Annotated in this window: 12 protein-coding genes; 9 read left to right on the top strand and 3 right to left on the bottom strand. The window is 52.7% G+C overall.

What is annotated here, in order from left to right; genetic code table 11:
- The first annotated feature begins 13 nt into the window (after positions 1 to 13).
- The 3 genes from HMPREF0573_RS02685 (at position 14) to HMPREF0573_RS02675 (ending at position 4572) form a co-directional block, all read left to right on the top strand.
- Positions 14 to 2761, top strand: a complete 2748-nt coding sequence (locus HMPREF0573_RS02685; protein WP_041797904.1) for an ATP-dependent Clp protease ATP-binding subunit — start codon at positions 14 to 16, stop codon at positions 2759 to 2761.
- 189 nt (positions 2762 to 2950) lie between these two features.
- Positions 2951 to 3598, top strand: coding sequence for a TetR/AcrR family transcriptional regulator (locus HMPREF0573_RS02680; protein WP_004011500.1), 648 nt, complete (start codon positions 2951 to 2953; stop codon positions 3596 to 3598).
- Between the two features lie 23 nt (positions 3599 to 3621).
- Positions 3622 to 4572: a serine hydrolase domain-containing protein gene (locus HMPREF0573_RS02675; RefSeq protein WP_013188818.1), complete on the top strand. Its 951-nt coding sequence runs from the start codon at positions 3622 to 3624 to the stop codon at positions 4570 to 4572.
- Positions 4573 to 4610: 38 nt separating this feature from the next.
- On the opposite strand, the gene HMPREF0573_RS02670 is transcribed toward HMPREF0573_RS02675, so the two are convergent.
- On the bottom strand, positions 4611 to 5303 hold the full coding sequence (locus tag HMPREF0573_RS02670) for a TrmH family RNA methyltransferase (protein ID WP_004007972.1): 693 nt from the start codon (positions 5301 to 5303) through the stop codon (positions 4611 to 4613).
- A 47-nt stretch (positions 5304 to 5350) separates the two neighbouring features.
- Between HMPREF0573_RS02670 and pyrE the strand changes: the two genes are divergently transcribed.
- Together pyrE and fbaA are read left to right on the top strand one after the other, a co-directional pair.
- On the top strand, positions 5351 to 5896 hold the full coding sequence (gene pyrE / locus HMPREF0573_RS02665) for an orotate phosphoribosyltransferase (RefSeq protein WP_049776691.1): 546 nt from the start codon (positions 5351 to 5353) through the stop codon (positions 5894 to 5896).
- A 188-nt stretch (positions 5897 to 6084) separates the two neighbouring features.
- On the top strand, positions 6085 to 7110 hold the full coding sequence (gene fbaA / locus HMPREF0573_RS02660; protein ID WP_004007974.1) for a class II fructose-bisphosphate aldolase: 1026 nt from the start codon (positions 6085 to 6087) through the stop codon (positions 7108 to 7110).
- A gap of 109 nt (positions 7111 to 7219) precedes the next feature.
- Here the strand turns inward: fbaA and HMPREF0573_RS02655 are convergent, their stop codons facing one another.
- Positions 7220 to 8644, bottom strand: a complete 1425-nt coding sequence (locus HMPREF0573_RS02655; protein WP_236589759.1) for an ROK family protein — start codon at positions 8642 to 8644, stop codon at positions 7220 to 7222.
- A gap of 185 nt (positions 8645 to 8829) precedes the next feature.
- Between HMPREF0573_RS02655 and HMPREF0573_RS02650 the strand changes: the two genes are divergently transcribed.
- From HMPREF0573_RS02650 to HMPREF0573_RS02635, 4 genes are read left to right on the top strand one after another with little or no spacing between them, the layout of a single operon-like run.
- On the top strand, positions 8830 to 10284 hold the full coding sequence (locus tag HMPREF0573_RS02650; protein ID WP_004007976.1) for a xylulokinase: 1455 nt from the start codon (positions 8830 to 8832) through the stop codon (positions 10282 to 10284).
- 5 nt (positions 10285 to 10289) lie between these two features.
- Positions 10290 to 11366: an ABC transporter permease gene (locus HMPREF0573_RS02645; protein WP_004007977.1), complete on the top strand. Its 1077-nt coding sequence runs from the start codon at positions 10290 to 10292 to the stop codon at positions 11364 to 11366.
- Between the two features lie 2 nt (positions 11367 to 11368).
- A complete protein-coding gene (locus HMPREF0573_RS02640) occupies positions 11369 to 12370 on the top strand; it encodes a substrate-binding domain-containing protein (protein ID WP_004007978.1) in 1002 nt (333 codons plus the stop codon).
- A gap of 49 nt (positions 12371 to 12419) precedes the next feature.
- Complete coding sequence (locus HMPREF0573_RS02635; RefSeq protein WP_013188814.1) at positions 12420 to 13952, top strand: sugar ABC transporter ATP-binding protein; 1533 nt, start codon at positions 12420 to 12422, stop codon at positions 13950 to 13952.
- Between the two features lie 20 nt (positions 13953 to 13972).
- Here HMPREF0573_RS02635 and HMPREF0573_RS02630 read toward each other — a convergent pair whose 3' ends face one another.
- Positions 13973 to 14824 carry an SDR family NAD(P)-dependent oxidoreductase gene (locus tag HMPREF0573_RS02630; RefSeq protein WP_013188813.1) on the bottom strand — a complete coding sequence of 284 codons (852 nt, stop codon included), beginning with the start codon at positions 14822 to 14824 and terminating at the stop codon, positions 13973 to 13975.
- Between the last annotated feature and the right edge of the window lie 152 nt (positions 14825 to 14976).

Below are 14976 nucleotides of genomic sequence, written 5' to 3'. Positions count from 1 at the left end.
GGGAATGATATCTATGGATCAAAAATTTACGACTAAGTCTCAGGAGGCTCTGGCAACGGCACTGCGTACCGCGGGGGCGGCTGGCAATGCCATGCTTGAACCGATACACCTGCTTTCTGCGCTACTGGAAGACCGTGAAGGAATTGCCTTCGAAGTGCTCAGCAGTGTGGCTGATGCTGACGCTATTGGTCGGGAGGTACGCCGTGAACTGGCGTCTTTACCGGGGGCGACCGGTGAATCTGTGGCGGAACCGCAGCCTTCCCAAGCTATGCTAAACGTCATTAGTGCAGCTGGTGCGAAAGCGCAAGAGCGGGGGGATGATTATGTCTCTACCGAACACTTACTGTTGGGGTTGGCTGAAAATGAGGGCAGAGTCGGCAAGATTCTGCGCGATGCGGGAGCTAACGACAAAAAACTGCGCCAAGCTATTAAAAAGATTCGCGGAGACGCCAAAGTGACCTCCCCGAACCCCGAAGCTACGTTTAAAGCCCTGGAAAAATACGGCGATGACCTGACCCAGCGGGCTATGGATGGCAACCTTGACCCGGTAATTGGGCGCGACAGCGAAATCCGGCGGGTCATTCAGGTGCTGAGTCGCCGCACCAAGAATAACCCGGTGTTGATTGGGGAGCCCGGCGTGGGCAAGACCGCCGTGGTAGAAGGTCTAGCCCAACGTATCGTAGCGGGAGACGTGCCCGATTCCCTCAAGCACAAGCATCTCATTGCTCTTGATTTGGCAGCGATGGTAGCGGGGGCGCAATATCGCGGTCAGTTCGAGGAACGGCTGAAGGCAGTGCTGGAAGAAATCAAGAACGCTGAAGGTGAAGTGGTGACCTTCATTGACGAGCTTCACACCGTGGTCGGGGCGGGAGCCAGTGGCGGGTCGATGGACGCCTCAAACATGCTGAAGCCCATGCTGGCGCGCGGAGAGCTGCGTCTAGTGGGGGCGACGACTTTGGACGAGTACCGCGAGCACATTGAAAAGGATCCGGCTTTGGAACGGAGGTTCCAAACTGTATTCGTGGGGGAGCCCAGCGTGGAGGACACCGTCGCCATCTTGCGTGGCATAGCTCCGAAATATGAGGCTCATCACAAGGTGACTATTGCGGACGGGGCTTTAGTGGCTGCCGCACAGCTTTCTAACCGTTATATTTCCGGTCGTCAGCTGCCAGATAAGGCTATCGATTTGATTGACGAAGCGGCGTCTAGGCTGCGGATGGAGCTGGATTCCTCGCCGGAGGAGATTGACTCTCTGCGCCGAGAAGTGGAGCGGGTCAATATGGAGTTGTCCTATTTGAACGCCTCCGACCCGAACCGGGAGGATCCGGCGACCGAGGGGCGCGTGGCGCAACTGCAAGCCAGTTTGGATGAAAAGCAGGCGCAGCTAGATCGGCTAAACCTGCGGTGGGAAGCCGAAAAGGCGGGTCATAACCGAGTCGGCGAACTGCGCGTAAAGCTGGACGAACTGAATACGGCTCTGGAGCAAGCCATGCGCGAGGGGCGTTGGGAAGACGCAGGACGTCTGCAAAATGGCGAAATTCCAGCGATTCAAGCCCAGATTACGGCAGCGGAAGGCGAGTCCTCGAACCAGTCGAGTGCGGCGGGGCACGCTCCCACCGATTCCGCCATTTCTGGAACAAACAGTACAAAACCTGGTCATCCGGATGCTGGCGACTCGCAAGACGGTCCCATGATTGCTGAGAAAGTCGATGCTGCCGAGATTGCGGAAGTAGTCGCCTCTTGGACTGGAATCCCGGTGGGCAAGCTGCTCCGGGGCGAATCTGAAAAGCTGCTGCACATGGAGGAATACCTGGGGCAACGCTTGATTGGGCAAAAGGATGCCGTGCGCGCGGTGTCGAATGCGGTGCGTCGGGCGCGTGCAGGAGTCTCCGACCCGAATCGTCCGACAGGCTCTTTCCTGTTCCTGGGACCGACTGGGGTAGGCAAGACCGAGCTGGCGAAGGCTCTGGCTGATTTCCTGTTTGATGATGAAAAGGCTTTGACCCGTATTGATATGAGTGAATATGGTGAGAAGCACTCGGTCGCGCGCCTGATTGGTGCCCCTCCGGGTTATGTCGGATACGAAGAAGGCGGTCAGCTGACCGAAGCGGTGCGGCGGCGCCCTTATGGGGTGGTGTTGCTCGATGAGGTCGAAAAGGCGCATCCGGATGTTTACGACATTTTGCTGCAGGTGCTTGATGACGGTCGATTGACTGACGGTCAAGGGCGTACGGTTGATTTCCGCAACGTCATTCTGGTGCTGACCTCGAACCTGGGGTCTCAGTTCCTGATTGATCGTGAGGCTGATCCGGCAGAGGCGCATCGCCAAGTTTTGGATTTAGTGCGTGCCGCATTCAAACCGGAGTTCTTAAACCGTTTGGACGAAACCATCATGTTTGAGGCTCTGTCTACCGAGGATTTGGAACAGATTGTCGACATCCAGATTCACCAGTTGACCACGCGCTTGGCGGAATCTCAGTTGACCCTCGAAGTCACCGAGTCGGCGCGATCTTGGCTGGCGGTCACGGGCTACGATCCGACTTACGGAGCGCGCCCGCTACGTCGCTTGATTCAACGCGAGATTGGCGACCAGCTGGCAGAAAAGCTGCTGGCGGGGGACATTACGCCCGGTTCGACCGTGGTCGTGGACATGCCCAATTTCAGTCCCACAGATTTAATAAAATCTGGAGACTTGAGTGAATTGACAGGACCAATGTCAGACCAATATCGACTGGAGCTAAGGGTAAAAAACGCCCAATAATCCAGTAAATTGCCTGTTCAAGGCGGCGCGGAGACAATTCCGTGCCGCCTTGAGTGGTTTTATGTTCCTGAGAACGCTTCTCAAAACGTGGAAGTTTACCGAGTGGTAAGTTATGATTAGGTGTGAGTTTCCTGGCTTTTTGCTGGGAATAGGTTTTTAGGTGTTGGTCTACCAGCGAGAGAGGTCACAGTGGCGCAAAAGCGGGAGCGTGGTCCCTATCAATCGGGGTTAGCGAGGCGGGAAGCAATTCTGGACGCAGCTGTCGATTTACTCGCTGAAGTCGGCTATCACGGTATGTCTTTGCGCGACGTAGCTCGTCATGTGGGAATTTCGCATCCGGGGGTTATCTATCACTTTCCCTCCAAAGAGGTGCTCCTAATGAGCGTCGTGCAGCGCTACGAAAAACAGCTCGGTTTTGACCTGGATAACCTCGAGAAGCTAGATGCGTTGCCGGTATTAGATACCCTGTTAGAGGTCACTTCTCGGCTGAATGAAAATCCCATGATTATCGAAGTGGAATGCATGATGATGGTTGAAGCCTGCTCGGAAATCCATCCTGCGCACGATCATTACATGCGCCGTTCCGCGCGTTTGCTCAGCATTTTAAGGCGGGCTTGGTCCCGCCTGCAGCAGGATGGAAAAGTTAGCGCCACGGAAGATCCGCTGCGTTTGGCAGAGATTCAGGCTGCAGTCTTTAACGGCATCTTGATTCATTGGCTTTATGACCGCGATTTTGATGCTTCTGAGGAACTGGCACGTTATTTCATCTCGGTGTTCCTGCCACAGCACCAAGAGGAGCTGTTACTGCACTACCGGGAGTCCGGCTGGATTCATTAAACTGTACCGATTGGTAAAGACCTATGAGTGTCGCATTCGGTTCCCTCACTCTGGCGCACCTGCCGGCGCGCCAGGGCTTTGACTTTCCCTATGCTTTGGCGGTCTTATCGCGTCAGGCTAACGGGGATGTATATGTTTGGACCACTGGATCCACGCCCGCCGCGGTGGAGCGGTCATTTCCCTGGATGTCAGTCACCAAATTCTTGGTGGCGTTGGCATTTTGGCGGCAATCTCAGCGCGCCCCCGTGTTGTCTCTAAACACCCCGGTCGGCTCCCCTGTAGCGCCGGGGGTGAATCTGGTGGACTTACTTTCGCACTGTTCAGGACTGCCTTTTGACGCTCCAGAAACTGCTCCAGACCGACCTCGTCTGGGGGTGCAGCTCGGGATTTCTCGTCCCGATGCGCGCGCAATCGCGCCGTTTACTAAGCGAATCTACTCGAACTACAACTTCGAGCTGGCTGGGGCGATAGCGGAAAAGGTCGTGGGGAAATCGTGGACGGACTGGGTGCGGGAAGCAGTTTTAGAGCCTCTTGGAATGAGCGGTACAATTTTGTCGCATTCTCCGGCGTGGGGTGCGGTCGGTCCTGTGACTGACTTGGCTCGTCTGGCAGGGGAGCTGCTTTGCCCCGAAGCGGGAGTGCTGGGATTTACCGAGCAGGACCTCGATAGATTTTGCGCACCGCAGCATCCGGGATTGCGCGGATTGCTTCCGGGCTATGGGCCGCAAAAGGACAATCTCTGGGCGACGGGCGTGGAACTGCACGGCGTGAAGTCGCCCCACTATCTGCCGGCGTCATTTCCTCCGGAGGTCGTCGGGCACTTTGGTCAGTCGGGGTCGTTTATCTGGGTGGACCGCGCTGCCGGCGTGGCGGGGGCATTCTTGGGAGCACAAAAATTTGGTCCGGTGCATCGGGCACTGTGGTCCGACCTTAACGCTCAGATTCGTGAACTTGCTCTCTTGGCGCAACATTGAAACTCGACGGTACGGACATTTGGTTCTGACTTCTCTGGTTAAGAGTTTGTGGGGCGTGGCGGATAAGCTCGCCGCCACGCCCAGATACTGATGGCGGCAGCGTGCCCCACGTTCAGCGACCGTGTCGAACCGTACTGTGTAATCTGTACTAATCGTTCCAATGCGTTCTGCATAGCGGGGGTCAGACCCTGCGATTCTTCGCCGAAAACCATTAGGGTGCGCGAGGGCAGTGTCACGGTTTCCAACGGTTCCGCACCGGGAAAATTATCCATTCCCACTATCGTGAGTTCCTGTTGGGCAGCATACGACACCAGGTCCTGTACCTCCGGGTGGTGGTGCAGGTGCAGATAACGGTCGGTGACCATGGCGCCGCGGCGGTTAAAGCGCCGCCTGCCCACGATGTGTACGTGACGCACACCCAGACCGTTCGCGGTACGGATGATGGAGCCGGTATTGAAATCGTGTCCCACATTTTCAATTGCGACTTCCAACGTAGGCTCCCCCGGTCCAGATTGTAATAATCGGTCCAGTTCGTCGCGGATGGCTTCTTGCCGCCAATAGCGGTAGCGGTCAGGTACATTGCGAGTATCACCGTCCCGCAACAATTCCGGGTCATAGTGGGGGTCGGTTGGCATGGGCTGATTCGCCGGCCAAGGTCCCACCCCTACCGCTCCCGCTGCATAATCTGCCAGTGCTGGAGGAGCATCTACCGGTTTATTGTTCTCTTCCACGCTTTACACTTTATGCTTAAAGCGTGAAAAAGAATGATCCACAGCTGATGAAACTCGCTGAACTTGTGAAAACCCTCTCCGTTGTCCACGGGAAAGTCACTCTCGCATCGGGGAAAGAATCCGACTTTTATGTCGATATGCGTCGCGCCACCCTGCATCACGAGGCTGCCCCGTTGATTGGTCATGTCATGCTGGATTTACTGGAAGAAAATGGGTTCCCAGTCTCGGAAATCGACGCCGTCGGCGGGCTGACAATGGGGGCTGACCCGGTCGCGACGGCGATGCTGCACGCGGCGGCGGCCCGAGGCTTAAGCTTAGATGCTTTCGTGGTACGTAAGGAAGCAAAAGACCACGGCATGAAACGCCAGATTGAAGGCCCGGACGTGGCGGGCAAGCGGGTAGTCGTCCTGGAAGATACCTCGACTACCGGTGGCTCCCCCCTCCAAGCTGCGCAAGCGCTGAAAGCTGCGGGAGCCGAAATCCTCGCAGTCGCCGTTGTGGTCGACCGTGCCACCGGGGCGAAAGAAAAGATTGAAGCCGCTGGCTACCCCTATTTTGCGGCGCTGGGTTTATCTGACCTGGGGCTGTCCTGACAATTTAGAGTCAACTCCACAGACGGCGTTACCGACACCCCTTGTGCCGGGCTCGCAGCGACAGCACGGTATCGCCCTTTGGTTAGGTCAGACTGGGAAATCCGCAATAGACGCGAAAAATGTGTGCAAAAGTGCAAGAATAGAACACGTCAACATGACAATTCGATGCTACATAAAAGGAGATAATCGTGGCCATTGCAACCCCCGAAGTTTATAAGGAAATGCTGAAGCGCGCCAAGGAAAACAAGTTTGCCTACCCGGCAATCAACGTGACTTCCTCGCAGACTGTGACTGCTGCCCTGCGTGGTTTTGCTGAAGCCGAATCTGACGGCATCATTCAGGTGTCCGTGGGCGGTGCGGAATACTGGTCTGGCTCGACGATTAAGGATCGCGTGGCAGGTTCGCTGGCAATGGCCGCTTACATCCGTGAAGTTGCTCAGAATTACCCGGTCAACGTGGCTATCCACACCGACCACTGCACTGAAGACAAGCTCTCGTCTTGGACTGAGGCCCTCATCGACTTGGAAATTGAGGAAGTTAAAGCTGGTCGTCTACCGTTCTATCAGTCCCACATGTTTGATGGGTCTTCCATTCCTCTGGAAAAGAACCTCGAAGTGGCAAAGCGTCTGCTGCCGAAGGCTGCCGCAGCCAAGACCATCCTGGAGGTAGAAATCGGCGTCGTTGGTGGCGAAGAAGATGGCGTTGTTGGGGAAATCAACGAAAAGCTCTACACCACCACCGAGGATGGCATTAAGACTGTTGAGGCGCTGGGCTTGGGTGAAAATGGTCAATACCTGACCGCTTTGACCTTCGGCAACGTCCACGGCGTGTACAAGCCGGGTCACGTCAAGCTGCGTCCTGAACTCTTGGGCACCATTCAGGAAGAAGTCGGCGCTCACTTTAACGCCGGAAACCGTCCGTTCGACTTGGTGATGCACGGTGGCTCCGGCTCCACGGCTGAAGAAATCGCCACCGCGGTAGCCAACGGCGTCATTAAGATGAACGTTGACACCGATACCCAGTACGCCTTCACCCGTCCGGTCGCGGATTTCATGCTGAAGAACTACGAGGGTGTGCTGAAGGTAGACGGTGAAGTCGGCATTAAGAAGCAGTACGACCCGCGTTCTTGGGGCAAGGCTGCAGAAGCCGGAATGGCGGCGCGCGTCGTCGAGGCTTGCGAACGTCTGGGGTCTGTCGGCACCAAGATGAAGTAAATTCACTTCTGTTTCCGGAGGGGAGCCTGTCCAGGTTCCCCTCCGTTTTTATCCAGATGATAATTAGTGACAAAGATATTTATACAATCAATTTTGAGGTAACTTTTCCTCAGTCGATGAAAGTTGTCGGTGTTTCATCAACCGGGAAATAAGACAGGGCAATATCAGTAGGACGTTGCCACGATTCTGGGGCACTGAGGAAGCGCAACAAAGAATTCCAAGCAGCACCCTGCAAAGAAGAACCTTCTTTAACAATTGATTCTTGTAAGTCGATTTCCATCCAGTTAGAGCACAGCGCGCGACGGGTAAGTTCATCGCGAAGTGCGTCTTCGTAATAGGGAAGTAATTTTTTCAGTACTCCGCCCAAGACTATGGTGGTGACATCAACCAGGTTTATGTAGGTGGACAGAGCTCGTCCCAGATATCTCCCACAAAGCCTTACTGTTTCGGTCACTTGGGCGTTGCCCTTGTGTAAGCTCGCAAATAGTTGTTCCCACGGAGCATTTGCGGGTAAGCCTGCTCGTTCCAGAAGGTTCGCTTTATCAATATACGCGTCCAAACATCCCACTGCTCCACAATCGCAGGGCTTATCTTCATCGCTGACTGTGATGTGTGCAATTTCACCAGCCCATCCATGCAAGCCGGAGGAAACTTTTCCATCTAGTACTAGAGCAGAACCGATTGCGCTATTTTGTGAAATGAAAATAAAGTCGCTGAGCTCATGACCGGTTTTTTGTCGGGCGATACTTTCTGCTAACGCAGAAAGATTCGCTGTGTTCTGGTAATCAACCGGTACTTCGATATGGAGCTTCGAGCGGAAGTGTTTCTCCAAATCAATGTTTCTCCATCCCAAATGAGGTGACATGTGCAAGTTACTGGTTGAGGACGAAATAATTCCCGAAAATCCACAAGTAATCCCGCACAGAGACAAACCCGAGTGTTGTATTTGGGAAGTTAACTCGTTCACCATGGTTGCAAGTTTCCCAAGGGTACTTTGAGGCGAGTAGGCGGGTACGTCAACTTGGTCAAATTGTTCGGCAATGATGTTTCCGCGCAAATCCATCACGCAGGCGCTGATGTAATCTCGACCGACTTCGGCACCTATGCCCCCGTGAGTACGTCTGGCTGGAGTCAACATGATGGAAGGTCTGCCGGAAGGTCCGACACGGGTAGAGCCTTCCCTAATGATGCCGAAGTCCAGTAGATGTTCTATGAGCCTGGTTACTGTTGAGCGGTTTAGTCCTGTTTCGTGTGCCAGGTCGGCTCTTGACATGACTTCAGATCCGGTAATGATTCGGTAGGTCAGCAGTTGCAGATTGTGATTACGTAAGGACTCTGCTCGCATGCCGGGGACTTCGTGATCCGCGGACTGCAAGGATGTGTTTTTTGATTTGGCTGTTCGACTCAAGTTGACTCCCTCGTCATCTGGAACAATCATAACCCAAATTAGTCTTTCGTTAGCCTGTTTTGAAAGTATTAGTTGCCAGAAGCAACTTAACGCTCTTGATGGATAGAGAATTTTTGCAGTATCCATGAACGAAACAAACCCTTTCCCGGGTAGTTGCCCATGAATCAGAGGAAAGTTGAATGAATGCCTCGCATAGAAAAATGTTAAAAAAATGCTTGACAGGATTTATTCGATGGTGCTAATGTGCATAGTGCAACAAAGGTGACTCTAAACGGAGAGGTTCAGAGTCTAGTGACACGATGAGGTGGAACGTGAGTAACCGGTTGGTAGCAGGGATAGATTCCTCGACACAGTCATGCAAAATCATGATTCGTGATGCCGACACGGGTGCGCTGGTGCGTTCTGGAATGGCATTTCATCGTACAGGAACCACAGTTAATCCTGCGGTTTGGGTGCGAGCCTTCGACGAAGCGGCACAGCAAGCAGGAGGCTTGGAAGACATCTGCGCTATTTCTGTAGCGGGTCAGCAGCACGGGCTGGTTACTTTGGACGAGGACGGGGAAGTCGTTCGTGATGCCGTGCTCTGGAACGATACCAGCGCGGGAGCTGATGCCAAGGACTTAATTACAGAGCTAGGGCAGGGAGACGCTATTGCAGGACGGAAAGCCTGGGTAGCAAAGACGGGTTCGGTACCGGTTTCGTCACTCACCGTCAGTAAGTTGCGTCATCTCGCGGTGAACGAACCCGAGAATCTCTCCCGAACCCGTGCAATCGCCCTTCCGCATGACTACCTGACCTGGAAAATCACCAAGAGGAACAAAATCACGGATTTAGTGACAGATAGGTCAGATGCATCTGGCACCGGTTATTTTGATCCCGTGGAAAACGTCTACCTACCAGACATTTTGGAGTTAGCCGCAGGCAAAACGGGCACGGACCTGATTCTTCCGAAAGTTCTCGGTCCCCATACTCCTGTAGGCGAATTTAGCGTGCAGGGTAAAGAAATGCTTGTAGGTCCCGGAGCTGGGGACAACGCCGGAGCTGCCCTGGGTCTTGACCAGAAACCTGGTCATGTCATTATTTCTCTGGGGACCTCAGGTGTCGTCTCCCTAGTTTCGAAAAAACCCACCTGTGATGAAAACGGTGAAGTTACTGGTTTCGCAGATGCGACCGGAAATTACCTCCCGTTAGTGTGCACGCTCAACGCGTCTCGAGTGCTTGATACTACGGCGGCAGCCTTAGGTGTCAATTATGAGAGATTTTCCGAATTTGCACTGAGTGCGCCTCCAGGGTCTGAAGGTTTGGTGATGGTTCCTTATCTCACCGGCGAACGCACTCCGAATGCGCCGTTAGCTACCGGCTCTCTCTTGGGCATTCGAGGGGATAACTTGACCGCGTCGAATATAGCTCGAGCTGCAGTTGAAGGGATGCTGTGTCTAGTGGGATACGGTCTCGAAATCTTCAAGAGATTAGGCGTGGAAGTCAACGCAGTTTCCCTCATTGGAGGCGGGGCAAAGTCCGAGGCAGTGAGACGTATTGCTCCGTCTGTCTTAGGGGTGAAGGTGACTATACCGGAGATTGGAGAATATGTGGCCGATGGCGCCGCGCGCCAGGCTGCATGGGTTCTAAACGGAGGAACTCGTCCGCCTGTCTGGTCACCCCGGCTGACCTCCTCATACACCGCGCAATCGCAACCTTTTATTATGGAACGCTATCAAGAAGTTAATGGCCTTTTTGCCGATACGACACAGTTAGAATTGGAGTAAGCGAGATGAAAGATTTTCGTCTACCGCAAGAGCTGGGAGTTGCCGGAGTGGTCCTGGCTGTAGGTATCATCATGGGTGTTATCTCCCCAGCTTTTCGCACCTTAGATAACCTTGAAGTACTATTTCTCAATGGCTCTGTGGTGTTGTTTTTGGCCTTGGGTCAGACTTTTGTACTGCTAACAGGTGGTATCGACCTATCTGTGGGGTCCAACATCGCTTTGACCGGAGTGATTGCTGCATTAACGATGCAATCCGGTGTTCCTTGGTGGGCAGCAGCCCTCATCGCCTTACTTGTGGGTGTTGTCGTGGGACTGTTCAACGGGGCAATGGTGTATTGGGGCAAGATGCCGCCTTTTATCGTCACTTTCGCGACTTTTGGCATTTCGGCATCGATTCCAAAGATTCTCACGGATGCGAAATCTGTTACTGTTTCGGATCCCATGTTTGCGATTTTCGGTCGCGGGAGTCTATTCGGAATCCCGATACCTGTAGTTATGGTCTTAATTGCAGCTGTCCTTTGTGCATTATTCCTTCGACACAGCGCCACTGGGGTACACATCTATGCAGTTGGCGGTAATCCGGCAACATCTCGATTGGCTGGTATCAACGTTGCCAAGATTACAGTCCTGGTTTACGTAATTTCCGGTGTGACCGCAGCCTGTGGTGGCATTATCACCGCTTCGCGGCTGATGGTGGGATATCCCACAGCAGGTTCTGGAACTGAACAGTTCTATTCAATCGCATCAGCTGTGGTTGGCGGGGTTTCACTATTTGGTGGGATTGGCTCAATTCCTGGCGCTTTTCTGGGGGCGCTGCTCATTGCCGAAGTCTCAAACGGTATGAATGTCATTGGCGTATCTTCCTATTGGCAACCTCTGGTCATTGGCGTAATTATCTTGATTGGTGTGCTCATTGATACAAATCGCAAGGGCTTTTCGATGCGCCGTTTGCTTCAGCATTTTACGAAAACTACTGACTCTGCAATTGATTCAGATTCTCCTACGCAAGGAGACGAAACGCTTGGACACTCAACGAGTGTAAAAGATGATCAAAAAATACAACCCTCACTGAAAGAAGGATAGAAATGAAAAAAATTCTTGCAACCATAGGCGCGGGTGCGCTTGCTGCCTTCGCCCTATCCGCCTGCGGCAATGCGCTGGATACCGGGACTTCCGGAAGTCCTGGAAAGGATAATGGAGCAGCATCCATTCCGGAAGCCTGTAAGGGAGACAATCCCTATTTGGCTGTACTATTGCCCAACCAGACGAATCCCTACTATGTAGCCATGAAGGAAGGCTTTGAAGACGAAGGCTCCAAGAATGGATTCAAAGTCGAAGTTCAAATTGCTAATGATGACGATGCCAATCAGCTGGCTCAAGCCCAGGCTATGCTGGGTAAGAATCCCTGTGCCTTGGCGTTGAACCCGGTTAAATCTGAACCTGCAGCTGCTATCGTCAAGGCCGCAAACGACAAGGGTGTCCCGGTGTTTACCGTCAATATCTCGGCTGATCCCGATGCTTTGAAAGCACAAGGTGCATCGGTAGTTCAATACCTAGGAGCTGATAACGCGGCTGGTGGGGCTCAGATGGCTGAGCAGATTATGAAAGACCTGGGTGCTGACACTGCAATGGAAATTGGTTTTGTCACCGAACCTGATGAGGTTGTAGTGGTAGAACGTGACGAAGGTTTCAAGAAGGCTATTGCAAAGAATCCCAATGCCAAGGTGGTAGCTGAAGTCGATGGCAATGTTAAGCTCACAGACGCGTTAAATGTGACTTCTGAGATGTTGCAGGGGCACCCTGGAATCAGCGTAATCTTTGCATCTACTGGTCCCGCTGCACAAGGTGCCGTGGAGGCGGTTAAAGCCTCGGGGAAGGATATTAAGGTTTACGGTTTTTGCGCCTCGGAAATGCAGACAAACGACGCCTATCCCGCCTGTGTAGCACAGGAACCAGAAGACTATGGTCGTCGTACCGTACAGCAGATTAAGACTTATATAGGTGGAGATAAGGTGGAAGATAACATTCTTCGACCCCTGAAACTGTTCACTAAGGGTCAAACACCCGCTCCCGGCGAAGTCGGCTAATTAATAACCAATCAGTAAACCTTCATCGAGAAGGAAGGAGACGCCTGCGATGATGGAAGTATTTGAAGCAAGAAATATTGCGAAATATTATTCTTCGGTGCCTGCTCTCGCAGGCGTCTCTATCAAAATTCACCCCGGTGAAATTGTCGGCTTAGTGGGTCACAATGGCGCCGGCAAATCTACCCTGTTGAAAGTCCTTTCGGGGGCTCACGGTGCAGATGGCGGAGAAGTGCTGATTGACGGTACAGAAGTTAACTTTGCTTCACCAGCAGGTGCCCTAGCTAAGGGCGTGGGAACCGTCTACCAAGAGCTGTCACTGTTGCCGAATCTGACGGTTGCGCAAAATGTGTTTTTGGGAAGAGAAAAGTCTGATTGGAAAGGACTAAAAAAGGAGGAAATGCGCAACCAGGCAAAAGAGCTGGTAAAGAGTTTCGGCATCGACGTAAACGTTGATGCGCCCCTGGGGCATTATGCTGTGGCAACTCGCCAGCTTTTGGAGATTGCTGTTGCTACGTCTAAAAATATCAAATACTTACTTTTAGACGAGCCAACGACCTCTCTGGAAGGCGAACAGGTTGATTCGCTTTTGAAATACATTAAAAACCTGGCAGAAACGTCCAATATCGGTGTACTAATCGTCGACCATAAGCTTGATGAGTTATATCGGATTTGTGACAGAATTGTTGCTTTAGTTGACGGAAAAGTTCGCATTGATGGTAATGTAAATGAAGTTTCTCATGAAGACGTGGTGGTGGCTATTGCCGGGGAAGACGTATCGAGTCTTCTTGATTCAGAGCCAAAGAGAGATGCTGTATCTGTGCCCACTTCAGAAACGTCGAAAGTACAGGGGCGCGGTGAGCCGTTAGTACAGGTGAGGAATCTTCGTTCTGCAGCATTAAAAGGCGTTAATCTTGATATCTATCCTGGAGAAGTGCTTGGTATTTATGGTCTAATTGGTTCGGGGAGAACAGAATTCCTCCGCGCGCTGGGCACATTGCATCCAATCGAAAGCGGAAGTATTTCTGTTCAAGGTAAATCTTTTAAAGGATATAAACCTGTTGACTCATTAAAAGCAGGTTTGGTCTATGTTACTGAAGAAAGAAAAATGGACGGTATAGTTCCGCAACTATCACCAATAGTAAATACCTCATTACCTGTTACGAAAAAATTTAGCAAACTTACTTGGTTAAGTTTGAAAAAAATGGATTCTACGATGCAGAAGATACTCGCTAGGCTCCAAATTCGAGGTAATCTTCAGGGGCCTGTGGTCAGCCTCTCGGGCGGAAACCAACAGAAAGTTTTGTTGGGACGAGCTATTGCGTTAAATCCGAAGCTACTGATGCTTGATGAGCCCACTAAAGGTGTAGACATTGGCGCCAAAGGAGAGATCCACCGCATATTTAAGGATATGGCGCATCAAGAGCAGGTAGCCGTGGTTGTAGTTTCTTCGGAAGAAGAAGAAATCCTTGAAGTCTCTGACCGCGTATGTGTCTTTGCGCAAGGACGCAATATCTGTGAACCAGAGGACGTCGCGAATTTCAGCGTACAAAGGTTGCGTAAGCTGGCTTGGTCAAAAGACTAAACACTCTAAAATTGCGGCACTCAGAGTGCCCGGGAGAACAGGCGGGAGTTGAACAGGGTACGTATCAGCCAGCGGGGAGCTAGGCGTGCGCCTGCCATCGCAATTTTGTACCGAACGGTCGGGGTGACCAGGACGCGGCGACGGCGGGCTGCTTCGATGGCAGCGGTGACGACCGCTTCGGGACTGATGAATCCGTATTCAGGCCAGACTGAGGCGTTCATCTGGGCTGATTGGTGAAACTCAGTTTTCATTAGACCGGGTGCCAGGGCGGTAACGGATACGCCGGTGCCGCGCAGTTCAGTGGAAACTGACTCGCTAAAGAAACGTACCCACGTCTTTATCGCCGCGTAGGTGCCCATAGCGGTGTATGCCGTGGCGGACGAGACGTTGATAATTGCTCCGCCTCCAGAGACTTTTCCAATCGCGGGTCGCCCGATTAGCATTTGTAACAGACGTTCCACTTTTCCAGGTTTGTGGCGATGAGTTCGCAACCTCATTGCTCGGGCGCCCTCAAACGTCAGTCGACACAATGCCCGCACCATTACCTCTAGAGCATTGTCCTCGCGTTCCCACTGACCGCCCACAAAGTTTTGTCCCAGGCCAAAACCCGCGTTGTTGACCAGCACCGCAATCGGGCGGGAATCATCACGGAGACGACGAATGACCGCGTCCTGACCGGTCTTGGTGGACAAATCTTGAGCCAAGACCTCCGTTTCAACGCCCAAAGTGGCGTGAATCCGCTGCGCCAAAGCCTGCAAACGTTCTTGACGTCTGGCGACCAGCACGACGTTGAGCGGTTCGGCAGCCAACTGCCAAGCAAACTCTTCGCCTAAACCGCTGGAAGCTCCCGTAATCAGCGCCCATTTCACCACAAAAAATCACCCAATCATTGCAATAAATTCATCTATTGCATAACCTTATTAGTGAACGTTTGAGTTGCCAAAGCCGGTGCGTCCGGTAGTCTTTGCCGGTGTTGCGGCGTTTGGATTCTGTCGTCACCCCAGATTCTGGGGACCGAAGGAAT

Origin of the sequence: Mobiluncus curtisii ATCC 43063, assembly GCF_000196535.1 — a bacterium.
Classification (GTDB): Bacteria; Actinomycetota; Actinomycetes; order Actinomycetales; family Actinomycetaceae; genus Mobiluncus; species Mobiluncus curtisii.
Note: the sequence above shows the minus strand (reverse complement) of the source record. Positions and strands in the feature narration are given on the sequence as shown.

Coding starts and splice junctions, on each gene's coding strand:
- HMPREF0573_RS02685 (WP_041797904.1), top strand. CDS start 14: ATGGATCAAAAATTTACGACTAAGTCTCAGGAGGCTCTGGCAACGGCA.
- HMPREF0573_RS02675 (WP_013188818.1), top strand. CDS start 3,622: ATGAGTGTCGCATTCGGTTCCCTCACTCTGGCGCACCTGCCGGCGCGC.
- pyrE (WP_049776691.1), top strand. CDS start 5,351: ATGAAACTCGCTGAACTTGTGAAAACCCTCTCCGTTGTCCACGGGAAA.
- HMPREF0573_RS02655 (WP_236589759.1), bottom strand. CDS start 8,644: ATGGATACTGCAAAAATTCTCTATCCATCAAGAGCGTTAAGTTGCTTC.
- HMPREF0573_RS02645 (WP_004007977.1), top strand. CDS start 10,290: ATGAAAGATTTTCGTCTACCGCAAGAGCTGGGAGTTGCCGGAGTGGTC.
- HMPREF0573_RS02640 (WP_004007978.1), top strand. CDS start 11,369: ATGAAAAAAATTCTTGCAACCATAGGCGCGGGTGCGCTTGCTGCCTTC.
- HMPREF0573_RS02635 (WP_013188814.1), top strand. CDS start 12,420: ATGATGGAAGTATTTGAAGCAAGAAATATTGCGAAATATTATTCTTCG.